The 24,535-nt window shown below is 45.9% G+C and carries 22 protein-coding genes; all 22 read right to left on the reverse strand.

Going from position 1 to position 24,535, the window contains the following annotated elements; genetic code table 11:
* Window positions 1–70: 70 nt before the first annotated feature.
* On the reverse strand, window positions 71–1,258 hold the full coding sequence (locus tag KKC1_RS15160; RefSeq protein ID WP_088555262.1) for an acetyl-CoA C-acetyltransferase: 1,188 nt from the start codon (window positions 1,256–1,258) through the stop codon (window positions 71–73).
* A 280-nt stretch (window positions 1,259–1,538) separates the two neighbouring features.
* Window positions 1,539–2,099 carry a YIP1 family protein gene (locus tag KKC1_RS15165; protein ID WP_088555263.1) on the reverse strand — a complete coding sequence of 187 codons (561 nt, stop codon included), beginning with the start codon at window positions 2,097–2,099 and terminating at the stop codon, window positions 1,539–1,541.
* 96 nt (window positions 2,100–2,195) lie between these two features.
* Window positions 2,196–3,836, reverse strand: a complete 1,641-nt coding sequence (locus KKC1_RS15170; protein WP_088555264.1) for a sodium:solute symporter family transporter — start codon at window positions 3,834–3,836, stop codon at window positions 2,196–2,198.
* Window positions 3,837–3,855: 19 nt separating this feature from the next.
* On the reverse strand, window positions 3,856–4,155 hold the full coding sequence (locus tag KKC1_RS15175) for a hypothetical protein (RefSeq protein ID WP_088555265.1): 300 nt from the start codon (window positions 4,153–4,155) through the stop codon (window positions 3,856–3,858).
* Between the two features lie 211 nt (window positions 4,156–4,366).
* Window positions 4,367–6,013 (reverse strand): AMP-binding protein, encoded by a 1,647-nt coding sequence (locus KKC1_RS15180; protein WP_088555329.1) that lies wholly within the window; start codon window positions 6,011–6,013, stop codon window positions 4,367–4,369.
* Window positions 6,014–6,372: 359 nt separating this feature from the next.
* A complete protein-coding gene (locus tag KKC1_RS15185; protein ID WP_088555266.1) occupies window positions 6,373–8,121 on the reverse strand; it encodes a sigma-54 interaction domain-containing protein in 1,749 nt (582 codons plus the stop codon).
* Between the two features lie 201 nt (window positions 8,122–8,322).
* Complete coding sequence (gene pnp, locus KKC1_RS15190) at window positions 8,323–10,539, reverse strand: polyribonucleotide nucleotidyltransferase (protein ID WP_088555267.1); 2,217 nt, start codon at window positions 10,537–10,539, stop codon at window positions 8,323–8,325.
* Window positions 10,540–10,695: 156 nt separating this feature from the next.
* On the reverse strand, window positions 10,696–10,965 hold the full coding sequence (gene rpsO / locus KKC1_RS15195; RefSeq protein WP_088555268.1) for a 30S ribosomal protein S15: 270 nt from the start codon (window positions 10,963–10,965) through the stop codon (window positions 10,696–10,698).
* A gap of 156 nt (window positions 10,966–11,121) precedes the next feature.
* Window positions 11,122–11,343, reverse strand: a complete 222-nt coding sequence (locus KKC1_RS15200) for a hypothetical protein (RefSeq protein ID WP_088555269.1) — start codon at window positions 11,341–11,343, stop codon at window positions 11,122–11,124.
* Between the two features lie 7 nt (window positions 11,344–11,350).
* Window positions 11,351–11,587 carry a hypothetical protein gene (locus tag KKC1_RS15205; RefSeq protein ID WP_088555270.1) on the reverse strand — a complete coding sequence of 79 codons (237 nt, stop codon included), beginning with the start codon at window positions 11,585–11,587 and terminating at the stop codon, window positions 11,351–11,353.
* Between the two features lie 49 nt (window positions 11,588–11,636).
* On the reverse strand, window positions 11,637–12,599 hold the full coding sequence (locus KKC1_RS15210; RefSeq protein ID WP_088555271.1) for a bifunctional riboflavin kinase/FAD synthetase: 963 nt from the start codon (window positions 12,597–12,599) through the stop codon (window positions 11,637–11,639).
* Between the two features lie 15 nt (window positions 12,600–12,614).
* On the reverse strand, window positions 12,615–13,532 hold the full coding sequence (truB, locus tag KKC1_RS15215) for a tRNA pseudouridine(55) synthase TruB (protein ID WP_088555272.1): 918 nt from the start codon (window positions 13,530–13,532) through the stop codon (window positions 12,615–12,617).
* Between the two features lie 5 nt (window positions 13,533–13,537).
* A complete protein-coding gene (locus KKC1_RS15220) occupies window positions 13,538–14,518 on the reverse strand; it encodes a DHH family phosphoesterase (RefSeq protein ID WP_088555273.1) in 981 nt (326 codons plus the stop codon).
* A complete protein-coding gene (rbfA, locus tag KKC1_RS15225; protein ID WP_088555274.1) occupies window positions 14,518–14,880 on the reverse strand; it encodes a 30S ribosome-binding factor RbfA in 363 nt (120 codons plus the stop codon). The genes KKC1_RS15220 and rbfA overlap by 1 nt, the downstream gene beginning before the upstream one ends.
* A gap of 15 nt (window positions 14,881–14,895) precedes the next feature.
* Window positions 14,896–17,100, reverse strand: coding sequence for a translation initiation factor IF-2 (infB, locus tag KKC1_RS15230; protein ID WP_088555275.1), 2,205 nt, complete (start codon window positions 17,098–17,100; stop codon window positions 14,896–14,898).
* A 42-nt stretch (window positions 17,101–17,142) separates the two neighbouring features.
* A complete protein-coding gene (locus tag KKC1_RS15235) occupies window positions 17,143–17,454 on the reverse strand; it encodes a L7Ae/L30e/S12e/Gadd45 family ribosomal protein (RefSeq protein WP_088555276.1) in 312 nt (103 codons plus the stop codon).
* Window positions 17,438–17,722, reverse strand: a complete 285-nt coding sequence (gene rnpM / locus KKC1_RS15240; protein ID WP_088555277.1) for an RNase P modulator RnpM — start codon at window positions 17,720–17,722, stop codon at window positions 17,438–17,440. The genes KKC1_RS15235 and rnpM overlap by 17 nt, the downstream gene beginning before the upstream one ends.
* Entirely contained in the window at window positions 17,715–18,797 is a 1,083-nt protein-coding gene (gene nusA, locus KKC1_RS15245) for a transcription termination factor NusA (RefSeq protein ID WP_088555278.1), read from the reverse strand. The genes rnpM and nusA overlap by 8 nt, the downstream gene beginning before the upstream one ends.
* A gap of 24 nt (window positions 18,798–18,821) precedes the next feature.
* Window positions 18,822–19,289 carry a ribosome maturation factor RimP gene (locus KKC1_RS15250; RefSeq protein ID WP_272946686.1) on the reverse strand — a complete coding sequence of 156 codons (468 nt, stop codon included), beginning with the start codon at window positions 19,287–19,289 and terminating at the stop codon, window positions 18,822–18,824.
* A gap of 200 nt (window positions 19,290–19,489) precedes the next feature.
* Window positions 19,490–23,149, reverse strand: a complete 3,660-nt coding sequence (locus tag KKC1_RS15255) for a PolC-type DNA polymerase III (RefSeq protein WP_192868286.1) — start codon at window positions 23,147–23,149, stop codon at window positions 19,490–19,492.
* Window positions 23,150–23,182: 33 nt separating this feature from the next.
* The gene (locus KKC1_RS15260) at window positions 23,183–23,839 is read right to left on the reverse strand and encodes an MgtC/SapB family protein (protein WP_088555279.1); all 657 of its coding nucleotides are present in this window, start codon (window positions 23,837–23,839) and stop codon (window positions 23,183–23,185) included.
* A 16-nt stretch (window positions 23,840–23,855) separates the two neighbouring features.
* Window positions 23,856–24,479, reverse strand: a complete 624-nt coding sequence (locus KKC1_RS15265) for a glycosyltransferase family 2 protein (protein WP_088555280.1) — start codon at window positions 24,477–24,479, stop codon at window positions 23,856–23,858.
* Between the last annotated feature and the right edge of the window lie 56 nt (window positions 24,480–24,535).

Genomic DNA, 24,535 nt, shown 5'->3' on the forward strand with positions numbered 1-24,535 from the left:
CTTATTGTCTTTTTACATTTTGAAACAATAAAATTTCCAATTCAGGGTCTTGACATTTTACCGCGGGTCTCTACTCTACTTTAATTAATAATGCATCGCCCTGAGCAGCTCCACCGCAAATGGCAGCCACTCCGTAACCTCCACCACGGCGACGCAGCTCATATATTAAAGTCATAATAATCCGGGCGCCGCTAGCCCCAATAGGATGACCGTAGGCAATGGCTCCTCCGTTAACGTTTACTTTTTCCGGATCCCAGCCGGTAATCTTACCGCTAGTTAAGGTAACGGCAGCAAACGCTTCATTAGCTTCTATTAAGTGAATATCATGGATATTCATCCCGACCTTCTTCAACAATTTATTAGTAGCCAGGCCGGGCACGGTAGCGATATAGGCGGGCTCTTCTGCCACCCAAGTATGGTCAACAATGGTAGCCAACGGAATTAAACCCAAAGCTTTAGCCTTCTCCCGCGACATCAAGACTAAAGCACCCGCTCCGTCGTTGACTCCCGGCGCATTCCCGGCAGTTACAGTCCCGTCTTCTATAAATATAGGAGGTAACGCCGCCAATTTTTCCAAAGAAGTGTCCCGTCGGGGAGATTCGTCTGTTTCTACCACTAAGGCTGGACCCTTTCGCTGTGGTACTTCTACAGGCACTATTTCATCGTTGAGCTTGCCGGAATCGATAGCAGCTATTGCTCTCTGGTGACTCCGCAGAGCCCATTCGTCCTGTTCCTGCCTGCTAATACCGTACTCCTTGGCCACTTTGCTACCATGAACCGCCATGTGAACATTGTGGAAGGCACATCTCAAGCCATCATAGACCATAAGGTCAATCAGTTCGCCGTTGCCCATCCGGTAACCCCATCGCGCCCGGGGAACAGCGTAAGGAGAGTTGCTCATACTTTCCATTCCCCCGGCCACCACAATCTCCGCATAACCGGCCTTAATCATCTCATCAGCCATAGTGACGGCCCGGTGAGAGGAGATACATACCTTGTTGATAGTATCTGATGGTACGTGCAGAGGCAGGCCGGCTTTTATAGAGGCCTGTCTCGAAGGGATCTGTCCCGCTCCTCCTTGCAGAACCATCCCCATGAGCACGTAGTCTACTTGGTCGTTCTCAATTCCAGCCCGTTTAACTGCTTCTTTAATGGCTACGGCTCCTAAATCAACTGCCGATAGAGGCTGTAAAACCCCTCCAAACCGTCCGAAAGGCGTACGGGCCGCGCTAACGATTACTGTTTCCCGTCCGCTCATAAAACTTTTCCTCCTTCCCACTCATTTCTTGCGGGTTCAGTGCTGAAGTCACTCTACCTCCAAATTATATATGCAAATCCTGTGCCACAATACCTCAAGTCTTTTCCCAGTTGCCACAAGTGCTTTCTGTTAACAATCCTCTACAATTTAACCTATAAGGCGGGAATAACTACCTGTCCCCGCCGGAATGTGTCTACATTTCGCTACATGTAACTATTTATTTACACTTCGCACGAAAAGCCGCAGACACAGTCTACGGCTTTTCCTTTATTACTCAACTTTATGACGGTTGTACCAAATAAAAAACACTGAAAGTAAAAATGGCTGTTAATGCCAAACAAATCCATGCTTTCCATCGTGAAAACTGCTGCGTTGCCATTACTATCCGGTGCCAGCTCAATATAGTTAGGAAAATTGAAACTAAGAGTAGTATTCCCAGAACAAAACTGACCACCGGCGTTCGAGCTTCCAGCGAAACATTCCCGAAATAGGCAATACCCGGAGCACCGAGACATAGCGGCAACAACCCGTACCCGGAAAAGCGATATAACTTGCTTATATCTCCCAGTCCCCCTAACCCCCTGCTGAATCCCCAAAACGCCAGCATCAACGCCACGCGAGTCAAGTACGCCATTAATACGCCAGCCAAAAGAAATATTAGTGGCACTAATACTACCTGCAAAAACCGGGACTCAAAACCATGTAAATACTCTTGATGGAACCAGAGATTGCTTCCGCCATAAATTATTCCTAAAACCAAAGTACTTACCGTCCCCAGTTTCTCAAAAGTAGGTTCCAATTTTTCCACAGTTATAAATTTATAATAATTCCCCAACTTCATTTTAGATAACTCCTTCCCATGTCCCCAGACGGTTTTCCCCTAGAGAAAATGACCGGGAGGCCAAAACTAACTTCCCACCTCCCGGTTCTTCTCCCTTTACCACGGCATGAGAGCCCAAATTACCAGAACCGCACAGATTCCCGCAATGGTAAAGGCTCCGGCAGTACTGTTATAGCGCATAGGATTAACCGTGCTCCAGCCGTGTATACTTTCTATTAATTTTTCCGTCTCATGCCGCGGTATTCGTACAGCCAAAGAAGGAATACGATTGGTCACATAAGATACTACAATCAAGATAATAAAGCTCAAAGGAGCCGACAGTAACGCACCCGATAGCCCCAGCTTATCAGTCAAAGCGTCACCGCTCAATGTAATAGAAGGCGCTACGTAAGGAGAAACGAGGATGTAAACCAATCCTGCAATTAGTGAAGCAGCAATGGCTCCGTATTTATTCGCTTCCTTCCACCACACTCCCATGATTACCAAAGGCGCACTAACCGTAGCTGCCAATCCGAAAGCCCACAGGATGCTCACCACTAGGAAAGCCGGGGGTTTGAAGGCAAGGAGAATACTCACTATACCCGCTGTGGCAATAGCAACGTAACCAATAACCATTTTACTTTTCTCCGCTAAATTCGGCTTCAAAGTGCTTATAATATCCTGTGCCACCAGGGCTCCAATAGCTAATAGGTTTCCATTTAAGGTCGAAAGACCGGCAGCAATTGCACCGACAATCACTAATGCCGTAACCCATTCCGGATTATAAACTAGATTTAGAATAATAGTGATTTTGTCCGCATCAGTAGGGCTAATCACTGTTCCCGTAGATTGGGAAAAGTATACTCCAGCAAAACCCATAGTATAGGTCGCCGAGAACACCATGCCAAGTATCAGGGCATACCATACCATGGCTGCTCTCGCGCTCCGGAGACTTGATGCCGTGAACACCCGCATGGCGAGATGAGGCAAGCCAATTCCACCTAAAGTCAAACTAGGAATCAAGGCAAAGTACCATTTGACACCGTACTTGGGATCGAAAAAGTCCGGAGCTACCTCAAGCATTGATTTCACCATATCACCGTAGAGCAGGGGAGGAAACCACCATCCTGAGCTCCCCATGGCCTTCATAATCGCCCCCAGAGGAATGATGAAAGCAATCCCCATCATAACCATTTGGAAGGCAGCGTTGTAAGAGGCTCCGTACATACCCCCAAGAGTAATATATCCTACTATTAACAATCCACCAAAAGCTAAACCATAGGCATAGGGAATACCTAAAAGGGTTTCAAAAGCTTTCGCAATACCAATCATTTGACCCAGCGCGTACATCAGCATGATAAGTATCATCCAGCAGGCCGATACTACCGCTGCCGTTTTCCCGTAGCGTTCCCTCACGAAATGAGCGGGAGTGAACGCACCCATACGCCGAAGGCTGGTGCCAAACAAAATAGTAATTAGAGGGATGGCTAAGATGAATTGTATCCACATGTAAACGAAAGGAACTTGCAGTTTAAGAATCAGCGCTGTAACTCCTAAAAAAGTGGCCAGACTCATGTAAGTGGAAGCCATACCCAGCCCGTTGGCAAGCGGACCAATCGTACCGCCGGCAATATATAAATCTGCTACCGATTTACTTGCCCGATTTGAATACCAGCCAATGAGATAGAACACCACAAAACTTGCCACCAGAAACGCAATACCTAAAGACGTATTAGAAAGCTGCCAACTTTGTTCCATAAAAATCCCTCCTTGAAGATTAAGCGGTAGTTCGGGAATATGTTCTAGAAACGGAAGTAGTTTCCTTAACATCTACTTCCCTGTCCTTCGCAATTTCCTCATCCAACTGATTGCCTACATATCCTGCTACCAGAGTAAGTATTACTACGCCTATCCAACCAGTGAGAATAGGAACAATATAGTGAACAGGAAATCCCATAAAGGTTGCTTTTAACCCATGCGGAGCGAACAACACAAAAATCAATCCGGTGTGACCTGCCAGAATAAATAGAATAGTCAGAATTATGGTACTATAAACTTCCTTTTTGTAAGCGTTCAAACAAACTCACCCTTCCTTAAAGGTTTGACGTTTCACGTAACCATTTATATAAGGAACCCTGTTACTCGCAACTATCATTTATGTTATAATAGAAGCTACAGGTAAGGTTAGGTTTTCTCCTGGCAAGCGTCCCCGTCTAAACGCTCAGGGAAGACCGCCTTACCTTTTTCTAAATTGCCGGAGGCAAAAGTCTGCCCCCGGCCCGTTTCCCTTACTGCTTGCTGGCAGCTGTTTCTTTTTGCGCCAGCTTCTTCTTTCTCTCTCTTTCACGCAGTTCGACCCGTCTGATTTTACCACTAACCGTTTTGGGCAAAGAGTCGACAAACTCAATTTCCCTCGGGTACTTGTAAGGTGCCGTGACTTTCTTGACATGGTCCTGTAATTCTTTTACTAACTCTTCGGAAGGCTCGTAACCGGGAGCCAAAATAACAAAAGCTTTCACTATCTCTCCTCTGACCTCGTCAGGACTGGCCACCACTGCGGATTCTGCCACGGCGGGATGCTCTACCAAGGCGCTTTCTACTTCAAAAGGACCTATCCGGTATCCGGAACTAATAATTACATCGTCCGCCCGACCAACAAACCAGAAATATCCATCTTCATCCTTGATGGCCCGATCGCCAGTTACATACCAATCGCCGCGTATAGTAGCTGCCGTTCTTTCCGGATCCTTCCAGTATTCTTTGAACAGTCCTACCGGACGTTCCGGCTTGATTCTCACGGCAATATCGCCTTCCTGACCCGGCGGCACTTCGTTACCTTCATCGTCAATGACCGATACATAAAAGCCGGGAGAAGGTTTGCCCATCGATCCGGGTTTAACCTCCAGGCAGGGGAAGCTTCCTACCAAGCATACCGTTTCCGTCTGACCATACCCGTCCCGGATGGTTATTCCAGTAGCTTTCTTCCAGACCTCTATGACTTCAGGGTTAAGCGGCTCCCCAGCAGCCACGCAGTGCCGCAGAGCCTTGAAGTTGTACTTGGTCAAGTCTTCCAAAACAAAAACCCTGTAGGCAGTAGGAGGCCCGCATAAAGTAGTAATTGGATATTTTTCCAACAATTCCAAAGTTTTGCCGGCATCAAATTTACCGGTACTGTGATGGGCAAATATGGCAGCACCCATATTCCACGGACCAAAGAAACTGCTCCAAGCCGCCTTGGCCCAGCCGGTATCGGACAGGTTCCAGTGCAGATCATCGGGCTTCAGGTCCAGCCAGAATTTGCCGGTTATTATGTGACCGATAGGATAGCTGGCGTGGGTGTGTACAGTCATTTTCGGATAACCGGTAGTTCCAGAGGTGAAATAGAGTATTGCCGGCTCATCGCTCCTGGTGTTTTCCGTTTCAAAGTCCTCGGAAGCAGAACTCACTTCTTCCTCATAACTAATCCAGCCTTCTCTTTCCCCTACTACGATCATTAGGCGAAGGGTCGAGCATTCGTCCTTTACTTCTTCTACTTTGGGAGCATTGTCTACGTCGGTAATAATAGCGACTCCTTCCGATGCGTCAAAACGATATTTTATATCTTTAGCGGTAAGCTGGCTGGTACCGGGCATAACAACCGCTCCAATGCGCAGAAGGGCCAACATAGACTCCCACCATTCAGGAATCCGCGGCAGCAGCAGGAAGACCCGGTCGCCTCTCTTAATACCGTGCTTCTTAAGCACATTGGCCAGCTTCTTCGACCGTAGGGATAACTCCCGGAAGGTAAACTTCTTCTCGTTTCCGCCATCATCTACCCACCAAAGAGCTAACTTGTCCGGGTCGGCAGCCCACTTGTCAAATACATCCCGCGTAAAGTTGAAATATTCGGGCACTTCCAACTTAAATTCGGCGTAAGTTTTTTCGTAATCCTCCATGTTAGGCTTAAATTGCAAACCCACTTCCGTCCCTCCTATTTTTCAGAAGTTTACTCTTAACAAGCATTCTTTCTTTTGCATAGTTTTTAGAAACTGATCACCTCCTCGTAATTTAAATAGCAAGAATGTTCTTACTAATGTATAGCCAACTAACTCCCACTATAAATTTTTGCAAAAAGCGTACCACCTTTACACACATAAAAAAGCTTGTAGCTGCCTCTGCTGATTATGTTTGAATTTATGGGGATGTCCAGTATCCTATACCGAGCAATCATGAAATCTGGGCAGCCACAAGCTTTTGGCCTGTTGGTGTAAACTCTGCTTAACATGTCTATTTCTGTTAACTCACCTGTACCTGTCTAAACTTCTATATGATATTTCTCGATCTTCTGGTAAAGCCAGGCTCGAGATATGCCCAAAAGCTTTGCCGCCTGTGCTTTATTCCCTTTCGTTATCGACAAAGCTTCTTTAATAGCCGCCTTCTCCGTCTGTTCTAACAAAGCCTGGAGGGTCTGCTGTTTCACCAGCACCTTTCCCGACCGACCGTATTTTTGGAGGTACATAGGAAGGTCTTGCACCAGAATAGTATTCCCTTCCACTACATTGAAAGCTCTCTCAATTACGTTGGCCAATTCCCGGATGTTTCCGGGCCAGTGATAATTTCGAAATAGATTCCAGCAGGCAGGTGCCAAGCCGGTGACGTTAACTCCAAATTCATGATTGTACTTACCTATGAAATGGTATACCAATGGCTCCAGGTCCTCCATGCGTTCCCGCAAAGGAGGAATAGTCAGGCTAATAACGTTCAGGCGGTAGAAAAGATCTGCCCGGAACTTGCCCTTCTTGATAAGTTCTTCCAAGTTCTTGTTCGTTGCCGCTACAACCCTTACATCTATTTTCCTGGTCTTGTTTTCTCCCAAACGCTCAACTTCTTTTTCCTGTAAAACTCTCAACAGTTTGGCTTGTAAGTGCAGAGACATATCTCCTATCTCGTCCAGAAAAATGGTACCGCCGTTGGCCAACTCAAACTTGCCAACCTGCCCTCCTTTCTTGGCGCCGGTAAATGCGCCTTCCGCATATCCAAAAAGCTCCGATTCCAGAAGGTTTTCCGGTATAGCCGCACAGTTCACCTTAATAAAAGGAGCATAACGGCGACAACTTTCCATGTGCAAAGCATGGGCGAAGAGCTCTTTTCCCGTACCTGTTTCTCCCCGTATGAGAACGGTAGAATTGCTTTGAGCAACTTTACGCGTAGTTTCTTTCAGCCTCTTAATCGCTTCGCTATTACCCACTATGTTATCTAAACCGTATTTGGCTTCCCGATATTTTTTGAGTTCATCCTTATAGTACGCTAATTCGCTATAAAGGCTGTTGATCTTCTTAGCCAAAGCATTTAACTCGCTTACGTCCTTAAACATAATTTTACCTACCGCTCCAATAGTACGCCCTTCTTTTATAATCGGAATCCGCATAACTACCACGTCATGGCCATTTATGCGCTGAAGATCCCCTATTTCAGGCCTTCCGGTCTGCGCTACTATATGCATGCGCGTATTCTCCATAACTTCTGTTACGTGCCGGCCTACTATCTGATCAGGAGAAGTTCCCAGCAGAGTACTAAAGGCTCCATTAACCATAGTTACCATGCCATCACGATTTACTACAATCAGACCATCGTAAGCCGAATCTAAGATAGTTTCTAAAGTTCCTTTCAAGTCTTTAACACTCTGCAGTTCATCCACTACCGATTGTAATTCGGTGATATCTTGAATAACTCCGACCGCACCGATGATCCTGCCGTTTCGAATAATAGGTGTCCTATTTGTTAAATAAATTCTGCCACCTATGGTAAATTTTCGACCGATATGAGATTTTCCCGTTTCCAATACTTTTAACAATCCCGTGTAAGGAACAATTTCCCGAATATGTTTGCCCACAGCGTACTCCTCGGTACAATTGAAAATGCGTTGTAGAGTTTTGTTAAATACAACTATAATGCCTCGTCGATCAACCGCTACCACACCGTTGTGAATAGAATTGAGAATATCTCTACCCATGGCCTCGATTTCTTTCTGGATCTCCTCTTTAATGCGCCTCTCGACTGCCATATAAACCCTCCCGGCAATCAACTCTTCATTTTAAAAATTATAAACATTCTAAAAATACTCCCCCTTTTATTATACAAGCAGAAATTACCGGTGAGTGGTTTTTGCGATAAGCAGTAGAATTTAGGGCTCGAGTGGTGGAAATCAAGGGGCTAACGGCTAAATATAACAAAAACCATAAACCAATTGGTTTATGGTCTGTTTTTAGCGCCTGCCTCGACCCCTACGAGGCCGTTTCTTTCGTTCCTCTTCTTCCCCCTGATTACGCAGGGCCTCCTTGTGAGACAGTCTCAACCTACCCTGTTGGTCAAAACCGATGGCCTTAACTAGTATTTGCTCTCCGGCACGAACCACATCCTCCACCCGTCCCACTCTGCCTTCTGCTAATTGAGAAATGTGCACCATTCCTTCCTTCCCGGGTAACCCGAGAACACCCGGTATAACCTCTACAAAAGCCCCAAATTCGGTAGTTCGGGTAACCTTTCCAAGATAAACTTTACCTAGCTGCACGTCTTGAGTTAGATTTTCGATAATCCTCATAGCTTTCTCGCCCGCTTCCCGGTCAACGGCGGCAATATACACAGTGCCGTCATCTTCAATATCGATTTTCACACCTGTTTCATCGATTATCTTCTTAATCACTTTACCGCCGGGCCCAATAATATCCCGGATTTTTTCAGGATCCACGACAGTGCGAATGATTCGAGGTGCATACGGCGATAACTCAGGTCTGGGGCGATCGATAGTAGCCAGCATCTTCTCCAAAATAAACAATCTTCCTTCCCGCGCTTGAGCCAACGCCTTTTCCAATATCTCCCTGTTTATGCCGGGAATCTTAATGTCCATCTGCAGTGCGGTAATGCCCTTTTGGGTACCGGCAACCTTGAAATCCATATCTCCTAGTGCATCTTCGTATCCTTGAATATCTGTTAGAATCGCCACCCTATCCTCTTCCTTAATCAACCCCATGGCAACACCTGCCACTGGCGCCTTGATAGGAACTCCGGCATCCATTAGAGCTAGGGTACTACCACAGACGCTGGCCATAGAAGTTGATCCGTTGGATTCCAGAACTTCCGAAACTAGACGAATAGTATACGGAAATTCCTCTTCCGGAGGCAACATCGGTTCCAGTGCTCTCTCCGCCAGAGCTCCATGCCCTATCTCCCTTCGTCCCGGACCTCGAATCGGTCTCGCCTCTCCAACACTGTAGGGAGGGAAATTATAGTGATGCATGTATCGTTTTGCTTCTTCTACTTCCAGCCCATCTAATATCTGCTCCTCACCGACGGCCCCCAAGGTGCCCACCGTCAGTACCTGTGTCTCTCCTCTGGTAAACAAAGCAGAACCGTGAGTTCGTGGTAAGATACCAACTTCACAGGATACAGGGCGAATCTCATCAAGCTTGCGACCGTCAATTCTTACTCCTTCTTCCAGTATCATTTTTCTGAGCAATTCCTTTTCAATTTTATTCACCGCACCCATGAAAAGCTTATCGAACTCCTGATACTGCTCAGGCATCTCCGGGTTAGAGGCCAGAAACTCTTCTAGTAATTGCTCTTTAGCCAGCTTGATCTTTGCTTCCCTGGCCAACTTACTTAACTTTTCTTGCCGGCATTCTCTCAGAAGTTCAGCTATACGCTCGGTACAGAACTCCCTTGCTATCCTTTCTACTTCAAGGGCTTCTTCTTCCTCGACTACTTCCTGTTTGGGTAAAGCCAAACCTTTTTCTAATGCTTCTTCTCTTAACTCCTCAATAAAATCGACTATTCTCTTAATTTCCTCATGTCCTAACATTATAGCTTCTAACATCACATCTTCCGGAACTTCCTTCGCTCCTGCTTCCACCATCATAACCGCATCTCTAGTTCCTGCTACTACCAAATGCATGTCGCTCTTCTCTGATTGTTCCAACGTAGGATTTATGATCAATTTTCCGTCAACTCGACCGACAGCAACCGCTCCTATAGGACCGGCAAATGGAATATCGGATAAGTGAAGGGCTGCAGAAGCCCCCACCATAGCTAATACGTCAGGAGGACTATTCTGGTCTACCGATAAAACAGTAGCAACTACATGAACGTCATTACGATATGACTTCGGAAATAGAGGTCTAATAGGACGGTCAATTAAACGCGCCGAGAGAATAGCTTTTTCACTGGGCCTCCCTTCCCTTTTTATGAATCCCCCGGGGATTTTCCCTACCGCATAAAGCCTTTCCTCATAATCTACCGTCAAAGGGAAAAAATCTATTCCTTCGCGGGGCTGAGCAGATGCCACCGCAGTAACCAAAGTCATGGTATCTCCGTACCGAGCCAAAACCGAGCCGTTTGCCTGCGTTGCCACTTTTCCTACTTGTAGGCTGAGTTTTCTACCAGCCAATTCTATTTCCTTGCCGAAAACAACTCTCTCCGACTGCATAAGGTATTTGTTACCTCCTCTATCTACCAAATTGATCGAACTATTAACTATTCTACATTTGTTATATTATTTCCTTCTATGCTTACCCCCAATACCATCAAATCAATAATACCGATAACAAAGTTCAGAAAAAAAGAGCGGGACTACCCGCTCTTTTTATCTGCGCAAGCCGAGTTCCTGCACAATTCTGCGGTACCGTTCAATATCCTTCTTCTTCAGGTACTCTAGCAAACCTCGACGCTGACCCACCATCTTCAGTAAACCTCTCCGGGAATGATGGTCTTTTTTATGAACTTTCAAGTGCTCAGTCAAGTGATTAATCCGTTCCGTCAGAATAGCGATCTGTACTTCTGGCGAACCGGTATCTGTTTCATGTAGTTGGTATTTTTCAATTATTTCTTGCTTCTTTTCAGGAGCTAAGCCCACTTATTTCACCTCCTTTTAATCTTGAGCCCCAATAGCCAAGAATGCCGTCGGAGGCCCGACATTCCTCGCTATGGTTCCTATAGATGGGTCACCGTACCTGTTCCTATTATAATGTAAAAACAGCAAATTATCAACTACAGATAAAAATCCTCGAAATTACTTGCCGATGACCGTGATTACCAGTCGACCGGCCGTAATATCCTTGGCAACAATGTCGAAAACCCGTCCCGACCGGGCAAAAAAGCCTCGAAAGCGAGTTGCTGTTGGAATATGCCCCGGGATTTTCTGGGCAGCATTTATAATATCTTCTACCGTTATATCATCCTGCCGGGGAGCCTTTAGGCGTTTCCGGGCATGTTCCGTGATGATGACCCGCATCCTGATTTCATCCCTTGATATGACGCAAGTACGTCTCATATAGTAAGAAATCAGATTGGGCCATAATAGCATAGAGAGCATCTTGAAATGCCACCGTCTTAGCCCGTTCCCCATCCGTAGCCGCGTAAATTTCTTCTAATTCCCTTCTTAACTTTATAAATTCCTCACTCAGACATATACCGGCGATGCTTTGAACATATTCATTTAATAGCTGGTGGCGCTCATCCCTAACCGGCAAAACCATGCCCCCGCCCCTCTCCTTTGTAGGTTACTACGTAATAATTATATTTTCTTTAATCTTGGGCTATAACTGGTAAAAAAGTCCACTCGACTTCTCTCAACACTTCTTTAGCTGTTTCAATATCTACCCGTATCTGTTGGGCAAGTTCTCTCGTCCCCGGAAATTTTTTTTCCGGTCGGATTCTCTGCCGCAACCGCAATTCGAGAGATTGTCCGTACAGATCTTCATCCAAATCAAAGATGTGTACTTCCACCGTCGGGGTAGACCGTTCTCCAAACGTCGGTTTATACCCGATATTGACAATACCTTTATATATCTCATGCTTACGAATAACCCAGGCGGCGTAGACACCCCGCGCCGGAAGGAGAAGATCCTCTTCCATGGCTAAATTGGCGGTGGGGAAACCGATTTCTCTGCCCTTTTGGTCGCCGGAGACCACCTTCCCTTCTAAGATTGGCCAGTATCCCAGAAGATCTTTCGCTCTTGAGATATCACCCTTCACCAGCATTTCTCGGATCAAAGTACTGCTTACCGGTACACCGCCAATCATAACCGGCGGTACTATTTTTACTTCAAAATTGAGCTTTTCTCCATAACGCTTTAACAGTTCAGGGCGACCCTTGGCCGCCTTCCCGAAAGTATAATTAAACCCTACATAAATTACGGAGGGGCGCAGCTTTTCCCAAAGAATATTCTCGATAAACTTCGTCGGTTCAATTCGGGCAAGATCCTCATCAAAGGGCACCAAAATAGTTAGATCGACTCCCAAATGTGCTATCAAACGCAATTTAGTTTCGGGGGTGAGAATGAATCCCGGAGAAGCTTCCGGTTTCAAAACTTTGGCGGGATGGGGATCAAACGTTAAAACTCCTGCTGTACCGTTTATTTTTCGCGCCGTGGACACTACGCCCTCAATCAAATGCCGATGCCCCCGATGAACTCCGTCAAAATTTCCTAGAGCTATCACTAGGTTACGCATTTCGTCAATATTATCCAAAGTACGTATCACTTTCATGCTGAGCCCTCTCCCCTATTTAAATACCTTTTCAATGCTAACACAAAATCTTGCTTTTTCCCGATGATATTTTCCCACGGCCAAAAAATTTTCGTTCTCCTCGCTATAAATTCGAACCAACTGACCACTATTTAAAGGCGAATCCAGTTCACTAATTCCTTCGGGATAAATAGTATTTCCGTTTAAAACTCTACGAACCCAATTTCTCTTCACCAATACTCTAGGCAGGTGTACCAGTACTCGGTCTATAGGCCATAAAAAGGAAAACTCCCTTCTGGAGGTCAACGCGCGAATTTCCTCCAAAAGGTAAGCCTTGTCCAAGGAAAATATACCTGCATGGGTCCGTATCAGATAAGACATATGAGCACCGAAGCCAAGGCGTTCCCCAATATCAGCACATAACGTACGAATATAAGTTCCTTTGGAACAATAGACATCAAAAAGGACAACCGGAAAATCCCTATCCAGATCAAACCGCAACGGTTCGATTTGATAGATATGTACTCTTCGCGGCTTCCGCTCAACTTCTTTCCCCTGTCGGGCCAATTGATAAAGTCTTTTCCCTTTGTATTTGACCGCGGAAACCATAGGGGGAATCTGTTCAATTTCTCCTGTAAATTTCCTGAATACCTCTTCGATATCTTTCCGCCTAAGACCGCTCACTTTCCTTCGCCCGATTATATCTCCAAAGGCATCTTGAGTAGAGGTAGTAATACCGATAGTGATTTCGGCCCGATAAACTTTATCCTTGTCAAGTACAAATTCCAATAGACGGGTTGCTTTCCCCACCGCTACCGGCAGTACACCGGCTGCCCCGGGGTCCAACGTCCCTCCATGTCCGACTTTGCGCACCTGAAAAATCTCGCGCAGGAAGGCAACCACATCATGGGAGGTCATTCCCGGTGGTTTGAGGACATTAACAAATCCGTCCATTGGGGTCACCCCTTCAATGTCTGACGCAATAGCTTTTCGGCTTCTTCTATTACATCCTGGATAACAGTTTCTAAAGACCCCTCCACTGTGCATCCGGCGGCCCTTTTATGCCCACCGCCTCCGAAACGCGATGCAAGTAGATTTACATCTACCTTTTCTTTAGATCTAAAGCCTACTTTTACCTTACCGGGTTCAATTTCTCGAAAAAATATTCCAATTTCTACCCCTTCAATAGATTTGGGGTAGTTAATTAAGCCTTCGCAATCTTCACTTTTAGCGCCAAGTTTGTCCATATATTCTTTTTCCAACGATATCCAGGCAATTTTTCCGTCCGCTGTCATCCTTAAATTAGAAAGAGTATAAGCTAAAAGCCGGGTGTTGAGCAAGGATCTACTTTCCCATAGATTTCTACGCAAAAGCTCTAGCTCAGCACCGCACCTCAAGAGCTTCGCAGCGGCTTCCAAGCATTCAGGGGTTGTGTTCTCGAATTGGAAAGAACCGGTATCCGTTACTATGGCCGTGTACAGGGCAGTTGCAATACGAGGGGTAATGGTAACATTTAACTCTTCCAAAATCCTAAGTATTATTTCCCCTATAGCTGACGCTTCCGTGTTAATCAGATTATAGTCGCCAAAATGAGTGTTACTTATATGATGGTCAATATTGATCACAGTAGTTTCAGACTGGAGAATTGTCTGAAATTCATCGCCTGCCCTTTCCACATCGGTACAATCCACAAACACAATAACCTCGGGGATCTTCTTGACAGAACCGGGGAGTAGAATTCCCTCACTCCCCGGCAGATAGCGATACATTTTGGGTACTTCATCACCGTTGACCGTAATGGCTTTTTTCCCTAACTGCTGTAACCCTTCGGCTAGAGCCAGCATCGACCCCAAGCAGTCCCCATCGGGTATTAGGTGAGAGACTATCAATACTTCGTTTGCCTGCCTTAACTGGTCAACCACTTTGGAAAACTGTTCCATTATTCATTGTTCTCCTCTCTACTTTTCCGAACCTGGGCCAACAGCTCAGCAATGCGGGCTCCGTGCTCTATGGATCTGTCAAACTTGAACACAATTTCCGGTGTATACCGCAATGGTATTCTCTGCCCAATCTCTCTGCGGATAAAACCGGTAGCGTTTTGTAATCCCTCCATGGTAGTCTCTTGCTCCTCTTTATCGCCATAAACACTCACATAGATTTTTACATGTCGTAAATCGCTTGATACTTCCACGTCCGTTACCGTTACAAATCCGATACGGGGGTCTTTTATTTCTTCTCTCAAGATCTGGGCAACTTCTTTTTTGATCTGCTCAGCAACGCGCTCGGCTCGTTGAAGGCTCATAAGGCCACCCCCAATTTATAATTGACGTTCCACTTTTTCAAAAGTATAGGCCTCGATAACATCTCCTTCCTTGATATCATTAAATCTTTCAATGCCCATTCCACATTCGTATCCTTGACTGACTTCCCGCACATCATCCTTGAACCGTCTGAGAGAAGCCACTTTCCCTTCATGGACTACTACTCCGTCTCGGATAATTCTAACGTTGGCATTATTTGTCACTCTACCTTCAGTAACGTAACACCCGGCTACTACCCCTACTTTAGGCACTTTGAAAGTAGCCCTCACTTCTGCCCGGCCTAGGAAAACCTCCTTGATTTCCGGTTCCAGCAATCCCGACATAGCAGCTTTGATATCGTCTATAACCTCATAAATAACCCGATAAAGTCGCACATCTATTTTTTCTTTTTCCGCAGCTTTTCGTGCATTCGCGTCAGGTCTAACGTTAAAACCGATAATAATGGCGTTAGATGCAGCCGCCAACATTACATCAGTTTCTGTAATCGCCCCGACGCCCCCATGGATGATATTAATTCGAACCTCTTCCGTACCCACCTGCTCCAATGCTTGACGCAAAGCTTCTACCGATCCATGTACGTCTGCCTTAATAATGATATTTAATTCTTTCGCCTGCGCATCCTTCATCTGTTTCATTAACTCATCTAACGAAGCACGCGCGGTCTTGTGCAGTTCTTCTTCTCTTTTCTCCGCCTTTCTATTTTCAGCTATTTGACGCGCCAGTTTTTCATCTTCTACGACCTGAAAGATGTCTCCGGGTTCAGGTACATCCGACATTCCCAATACTTCCACCGGCACTGAGGGCCCCGCTTTTTTAATTCGTTGGCCCCTGTGGTCCATCATAGCTCTAACCCTACCGTGGGTTAAGCCGGCAACCAGATAATCGCCTACCTTTAGTGTCCCTTTTTGTACCAGCATGGTTGCCACCGGACCTCTGCCTTTATCCAGTTCAGCCTCAATCACCACTCCTCTGGCGGGACGATCAGGGTTGGCTTTTAGTTCAGCCATCTCTGCCACTAACAATATCATTTCTAACAGGTTGTCAATTCCTTCTCTTTTGAGGGCAGAAACATTTACACAAATCGTATCGCCGCCCCACTCTTCCGGAATCAAGCCGTGCTCGGTCAATTCTTGTTTTACCCGCTCAGGGTTGGCATTCGGTTTATCTATCTTGTTGATGGCTACAATGATGGGTACGTTAGCAGCCTTGGCATGGTTAATAGCTTCTACCGTCTGCGGCATAACACCATCATCAGCAGCTACCACCAAGACAGCAATATCAGTTATTTGGGCTCCCCGTGCTCGCATAGCCGTAAAAGCCTCGTGACCGGGTGTGTCCAAAAAGGTAATTTTCTTTCCGTCAACGTCTACCTGATAGGCACCAATATGTTGAGTTATGCCGCCTGCTTCCGTGGCGGTAACATTGGTTTGCCGGATAGCATCCAAAAGCGAAGTCTTACCGTGATCTACATGCCCCATAACCGTTACTACCGGTGGCCGCTCTTTGAGAAGTTCAGGATCGTCTGGTATATCTTCCAATTCAGTAACTGGTTTGGTATCTTTTACTTTTACTTCTATTCCAAACTCCGCTGCCACAAGGGTTGCCGTTTCCGCGTCTATCTCTTGGTTAATGGTGGCCAGTACTCCTAAATTCATCAATTGTTTTATGACTTCCGAAACCTTTTTGCCCATTTTTTGAGCCAAATCTTGAACAACTACCGTCTCTCCGATTTCTATTTTCTTTATTGCAGTTTGAACACGTTCGGCAGGTTCCTCCGGCTTGGCAAATTTTTTCTTCTGTTTAGTTTTTTTACCCTTGACCTTCCTGGTATAAACTTCCTGATCATCCTCAAACTCTTCCCATTTTTCTTTTTTCCATTTTCGATGATCTGCAGTAGGTGTATCTCTTTTTATACCCGGTTTCTGCTTAAATTTACCGTTGCCTGGGTGCCGCTTATCTGCCTTCGTTTCTGCTCTTTCTCTCTTAGCCGGTTTTTTTTCTTTGGCAGGACTAACTTTTGGAGTACCGGTGTCTTTTCTTTGCAATTTCTCCAGATGCTTCTTAATCTTGTCTATTTGCTCTTCGGTTAAGGTACTCATATGGGTTTTTACCGGTATATTCAGCACTTGCATCAACCGCATCACTTCTCTGCTGGTCATCTGTAAATCCTTGGCCAGCTCATACACCCGTTGTTTACCCAACTACATCACCCCCATAAATTTACCCGGACTATCCATAAGTAGTCATGGTTCTTCTCTCCCCAACTCCTGCTCAATTCTCTCCGCAAAATTCCGATCCAAAACAGCAAGCACCGCACGAGGCGATTTTCCAATAGCCAGCCCTAATTCCACCTTAGTACCTGCATAAAATACGGGAATCTTCCTGCCGCTGCACCAACTCTTAACTTCTCCTTGCAAATCAGAAGCACTGTCCGTCGCCAAGATTACCATCTGGGCTCTCCCTTTTTTTAACTGGCCTAGTACCGCGCTCCTTCCCGAAACAATTTTTCCGGCTCGCTGCGCAAAGCCTAACAAGGTTTTAACGTTTGCCTTCATGGAGCCCACCCACGACTTCTTTCAATTCTTCTATAACTGTATCTTCTATTTTCGTTTCTAATCCCCGTTCCAATCCGCGATTTTTAACTGCTTTTAGGAGGCACTCCACCTGGGGGCAAATATAAGCTCCCCGTCCAGAGCGTTTACCGGTAGGATCTACTACTACACTTCCCTCCGGTGTACGCACTACTCTAATCAGTTCTCTTTTATCTTTTTTTTCCCGGCAACCCACGCACATCCGCTGGGGAATCTTGCGCACTCTACCCACTGTTCAGACCTCCTTCCACCGATGTTTCCTCGGTTTGGAGTTCCTTCACTTGGGATTCACTCTTAATATCAATTTTCCAACCCGTAAGTTTCGCGGCCAAGCGGGCATTTTGTCCTTCCTTACCTATGGCCAAGGATAACTGGTAGTCTGGTACTACCACTTGAGCGACTTGTGCTTCCTCATCTACCTTTACCTCCAGCACTTTAGCTGGACTCAAAGCGTTTGCTACGAAAGTTGCCGGATCTTTACTCCATTTAACAATGTCTATTTTCTCTCCTTTGAGCTCATTTACTACCGTTTGTACTCGCATTCCTTTTGGACCTACGCATGCACCAACAGCATCGACATTTTCATTCCGGGAACTAACTGCTATTTTCGAACGGCTCCCTGCTTCCCGCGCAATCGCCTTGATTTCCACTATGCCATCATGAATCTCCGGTACTTCCAACTCGAATAATCTTTTCAACAGCCCCGGGTGAGTTCGAGAGACCAAAATTTGAGGCCCTTTAGTAGTCCGCTTAACCTCTACTATGTAGGTCTTAATCCTTTCCCCAACCTTATATTCTTCTCCGGGGATCTGCTCCGACACGGGCAGAACTGCCTCCGTTTTACCCAAGTCAATAAAGACATTACGCATCTCCTGCCGCCGCACGATACCGGTAACTATGTCTTCTTCTCGGTTAACATATTCTTCATAGATAACGTCTCTTTCCGCTTCCCGGATACGTTGCACTACTACCTGTTTAGCCGTTTGGGCGGCAATACGCCCGAACTCCTTAGGGGTCACCTCTAGCTCTACGACATCGCCAATTTCGTAATTGGGGTTTTCCCTATGAGCTTCTTCCAACGAAATCTGAGTTCTGGGATCTTCTACCTGTTCGACAACTTCCCGTCGGGAAAATACCTTCACTTCACCGGAATCCCGGTCTATATGGATTCTCACATTCACCGCGGAACCAAAATTCTTCTTGTAAGCAGAAATTAACGCCGCCTCTATCGCTTCCAACAGAACTTCCACCGGTATTCCCTTTTCCCTCTCCAGATCGCGCAAGGCCTGAATAAAATCTTGATTCATCTTAAATCTCTCCCCATACCAAAGTTAAAACTCTATCGTTAGATGAGCCCGGGATACCATCTCCAGAGGAATACTTATGTTCTTTCCATTTTCGGTTATGATTACCTGATCATCCTTCAATCCCTGCAAGGTTCCAGTAAATTTCCGACGACCATCGACCGGGCCATAGGTTTTAATGGTTGCTAATCTGCCTTTAAATCGTTCATAATCATGAGGCAACTTTAACGGTCGCTCGATACCGGGAGAAGAAACTTCGAGTACATAAGAATGAGGAATAGGATCTTCTTCATCTAGTCTCTTCTCTACCTGTCTGCTAACCATTTCACAATCATCTAGACCAATTCCTTCCGGGTGATCAATAAAGATCCGCAAGATCCATTTTGAGCCTTCCCTACCATATTGAATATCCACCAATTCGTAACCCATTTCTGTTACTACCGGTAGAATGATAGATCCCAATTCTTCCTGGGCTTTTCCTTTCTTACTGCTCACTCATTACCCTCCTTTCAGCGGACATTTCTATTGTCCCAACAAGATTCCCAAAATATACTATTCAGTAAATGTCAAACCTCTAAATCAACCATAAAGAAAAGTGGGTTATGACCCACTTGTTCACACCGCTGCGCAAGCAGCTAAACGCTCCATTAACCTAGCCTCAGTATATCATAACTACCCCGCTTTGACAAGGGAAACTATCCCTGAAACATTACCAACTGTCTGGTTTCGGGTAATCCTTCCAAACAACCGTGTTCGGATAAAATCTCAAGAACCGTCTTGCTGATTCTAGCTCTGATCCTCAAATCGTTTATAGAGCTAAAAGGTTTCTGTTCCCGGGCTCGGACAATATTCTCTGCTGCCGTCTTCCCTATCCCCTGTAGAGCGGCAAAAGGAGGTAAAATCACTCCTTTTCCCACTACCTTGAATTTCAAGGCCTCCGACCGCTCCAAATCGACTTTAAGAAGCTTTATCCCCCGCTGATACATTTCTAAAGCCACTTCAAGTATTACTAGCAAGTTTTTGTCTTTTGCTGTTGCCTGGTCCCACCTAGCTTCTATCTCCTCAATCTTTTGCCGGATTGCCTCCGGTCCGCGAACAATCAAATCAGCATCAAATTCATCAGCTCGCACCGTAAAAAAGCTAGCGTAAAATGCCTCAGGATACCAGACTTTAAAATAGGCAATACGAAAGGCCATGGTAACGTATGCAACAGCATGCGCTTTGGGAAACAGATATTTAATCTTCTTACAGGAATTGATAAACCAGGCCGGCACCTCGTGCTGCTTCATTGCTTCCTCGTATTCCGGTTTCAGCCCCCGCCCCTTGCGGACATCCTCCATTATCTTAAAAGCCAGGTCGGGAGCCACGCCTTTATAGATAAGATAGGTCATTATATCATCTCGTGTCGAGATGGCTTCCGACAACCGGGCGGTACCACTTCTAATCAGTTCTTGAGCGTTATTTAGCCACACATCCGTTCCATGGGAAAACCCGCTTATACGTACCAGCTCAGAAAATGTTTTCGGCTTCGTTTCCTCCAGCATTTGCCGTACAAAACGGGTGCCGTATTCAGGTATGCCATAAGTACCTACCGGAGAACGGATATCTTCCGGAGTTACACCCAGCACTTCCACTCCGGAAAACAGTTTAATTGTCTCTGGATCATCTAATGGAATATCGGTAGCAGAAACCCCAGTCATATCTTCCAACATTTTGATTACGGTGGGATCATCATGACCGAGAATGTCCAGCTTGACCAACCGACTGCTGATAGCATGGTAATCGAAGTGGGTGGTAACAGTCTCCGACCGTGGATCATCGGCCGGACGTTGCAGCGGGGTAAATTCGTGAATATCTTTGTCTTTGGGAACTACCATGAGGCCACCGGGATGTTGACCGGTAGTCCGTTTGACCCCGGTACATCCCCGTACCAGCCGATTTATTTCCGCATTGCGTGCCTTTATTCCCTTCTCCTCCAGGTAGTTTTTAACAAACCCAAAGGCTGTTCTTTCCGCAATAGTAGCTATAGTACCGGCACGGTACACCCGATCCCGTCCAAACAACTCTTCTACATACTTGTGGGCCCTAGCTTGATATTCCCCGGAAAAATTCAAGTCAATGTCCGGTACTTTGTCCCCTTTGAAGCCCATAAAAACTTCAAAAGGAATATCATGTCCGTCTTTCCGTAAGGGTCGACCGCACCTCGGACAATTCTTTCGCGGCAAGTCTACCCCACAGTTGACCGAGCCGTCGGTTATAAATTCACTGTAATGGCATCCCGGGCATATATAATGAGGGGGTAGAGGATTGACTTCTGTAATTCCCGTCAGCGTTGCTACTAGGGAAGAACCAACTGATCCCCTGGAGCCGACTAGATAACCGTCTTGGTTCGACTTAGTGACCAGTTTATGAGCTATAAGATATAGGACGGCAAAACCATTATTTATTATCGCATCAAGCTCTTTTTTCACTCGTTTCTCAACAATTTCAGGCAGGGGATCGCCATAAATTTCCCGGGCTTTCCTCCAGGCCATCTCCCTGATTTGTTCTTCAGCTCCGTCGATCCGCGGAGGGTAAAATTCGTCAGGAATAGGCTTGACTTCTTCTACCATACTGGCTATTAGGTTAGGGGTTTCCACTACCACCCGCCAGGCTCTATCTTGCCCCAGGTAGCTAAATTCCTCTAACATGTCCTCTGTTGTCCGGTAGTAAAGAGGAGCTTGAGTTTCATCTTCATAACCACTTCCCGCCATTAATATTTGGCGGTAAACAGCATCTTCTGGATCCAAAAAGTGGACATCTCCAGTTGCCACTACCGGTTTGTTTAGTTTTTCTCCTAATTCTACTATGGTCAGGTTCAACTTTTTCAGTTCTTCTTTGGAAGATACAGTTCCGCTTCGTACTAAAAACTCATTGTTGGCCAGCGGCTGGATCTCCAAGTAATCGTAAAAACGGGCAATTTCCTCGAGCTCTTCCCCCCTGGCCCCCGCAAGATACCGCTGAATAAGTTCTCCTGCTTCGCACGCGGTACCAATAATCAAACCTTCCCGGTAGCGACCCAACAGGGTCTTAGGAATGCGAGGGCGCCGGTGAAAATACTGCAAATGAGAAAGAGTTACAAGGCGGTACAAATTTGTCAGACCGGTCTGGTTCCTGACCAAAATGATCACATGGTAGTTGCTCTTCCCGGTATTGCCATTGGTTTCCTCATCATCAAACAAGTAACCTTCTAAACCGTAAATTATTTTTACACCGTACTCCTTCCCGGCAGCATAAGCTTCGGGAAAAGCCTGTACTACCCCATGATCCGTGATAGCTATCGCTGGGTGTCCCCACAACGCCGCCCGCTGAACGACCTCTCTTATTCCCGTAAGCCCGTCCATAGCGCTCATTTTGGTATGAAGATGAAGTTCTACCCGTTTAACCTCCGAGCGATCTTCACGTCTAATATTCTCTATTAAATTGACGTCATCAGCCATAACTATGAGTTCTTGCATAAAACGGTCAAACTGTACTGATCCTCGGACCTTTATCCATTGGCCGCTTACCAGCTTCCCACTCTTTATCAATTTGCCTTCTTCACTATCAAATATTTTCACCGTTATAGAATCCGTGTTATCACTGATGTCCAAAGTGATCAGTTTTCTACCGCTCCTGAGTTCTCTAACATTTATCTCTAAAATGTATCCCTGCACTACAATATTTTTCTCTTCGTCATCTATTGAGGCTAAGGGAATCGCCTCACCCTTTATTTTCTTCCCGAACAGAACCTCCCTTTCCTCAAGATTCTCTTGTTTCTCCCGAACCGATGCCTCTGCCAACCTATGGACAGATTCATACTCCACCTTTTCCTTGAACTTATAGGTAGAAACAGCCAGATCGGGTGAAACCTCCAAATTTACTGATATTTTCCGGTTCAGAATATATCCGAAATATTCGCTGAGGACAAAAGGATATCTTTTATTTAACAAAAATTGAACTCCCACTTCATTGGGGAGTTTCAGGGTCAGAGTATCGCCTTTAGTCGTCCATGAAACAACACTCAACCAACCCTTGCTGCCCGGCAATCGCGTATTAAGATCTTCTACCAGCTCATCCCAGTAAGTCTGGCAGAATTCTTCCAAGGTCAGATCTTCTAAACAGTATCGAACCTCCAGTTCCACCTCATGCAAATCCGATGCAACCCTTCGCACTTCCTGGCAGAAGCGTCTTAGATATCGTTCAGGAACAAACCGGGTTAGTTCCAGGTAAATTCGCCAAACTCCCCGTGTCCGGAATACTTCTACTTTTTTAAAACGGATGTAGGGCGCAAATTCTTTCAGTTCACCGGGAAGATGTCGAAGGAATTCCTGCACTTCCGTTCCTCCTTGTTTACCTTCTAACCAATCTTATTCTTCTAACTCAATTTGGTGAACCCCTTCCAATTGCATTAAAGTGGTGATAACCTTTTCTGTTCGAAGCTCTACCGGAATAGTGAGATACAGTTCAAGACGGGCCTTGTTATCACTCAAACTCCTCATATCAATATTGTGGATGTTAACTCCGAGTTCTCCTAACGCCCAACCTATGCGTCCCATTTGGCCCGGTTCATCATCTACTGTTAAATATAGGACATGATAATGTCGCCGCTCGGTCAATCTCCTCTCCAGTTTACCTAAATAGAGAAGAGCCAAAAATACCAAACCTGTGCCAATAGTTGAAGCAAAATACATACCCGCCCCTACCGCCAAACCAATACATGCGACTACCCAGAGACTGGCTGCTGTAGTCAACCCGCGAACTGTAGCTCCTTCCCGCATAATGGTACCGGCACCTAAAAAACCTATTCCACTTACCACCTGGGCGGCTATTCGGGCCGGGTCTGCATTCGGATTTCCAGAAGCCACATGAATGGAAACCAGCATCACCAGGGCAGCGCCTACACAGACCAAAATATGGGTTCGAAAACCGGCTGATTTTCTCAGGCTTTCTCTCTCTAGACCGATAAAGCCGCCCAAAATGCCGGCTAAAATGAGGCGAAAAATTACCTCAAATTCCTGAGACACTTATTTCCATCCTTTCTTAATATCGAATGTATTTGGCAATTTCCCAGTACATTTTTAGACGAGCCCAAAAACCTCTGAGCAGTCCCAACTTTTCTTCCTTCATAATATGTGACATATCCTCCAAAAGCACTTCTTTAACTCGCCAGCCCCGCTCAGAGGCGTATCGTGTTATGGCTACCTCTACGCCAAATCGAGCCGGTTCCAGGTCTATGTCATGTAAAATACACTTTTTTATCGCCCTTTGTCCGGAAAGAAAGGGAGCCAGATCCTGAGCCAAATCGGTAGCTATTCTGCCTCGCTCAAAAATCCCTACCGTCATATCGGCTTCATCCAAAAGAACAGGATTTATCAAGTCCACCACATGCGCTGCCGTCAGTCCGATTAAATCAGCATCTAAGAAAAGAATGACACCGTATTTTGCTTCCCGTACCCCCGCCATCATAGCGGCACCCTTTCCTGTGTTTTGAGTAAGGGCAATAACTTTTGCTCCCGCATTACGGGCAACTTCCACCGTTCGGTCGGTGGATCCATCGCTGACCACTATAATTTCTTTTACTTGAGGCACTTCATGTAAAACACGAACTATCTCTCCTACCGTTTTCTCTTCGTTATAAGCCGGGATAACAGCTGATACGCTCACAGCTCTCCCTCCCCGTTCTCGGAGGCAACATACCTAATCATATTCCCCTGCCAAGT

Origin of the sequence: Calderihabitans maritimus, from assembly GCF_002207765.1 — a bacterium.
Classification (GTDB): Bacteria; Bacillota; KKC1; order Calderihabitantales; family Calderihabitantaceae; genus Calderihabitans; species Calderihabitans maritimus.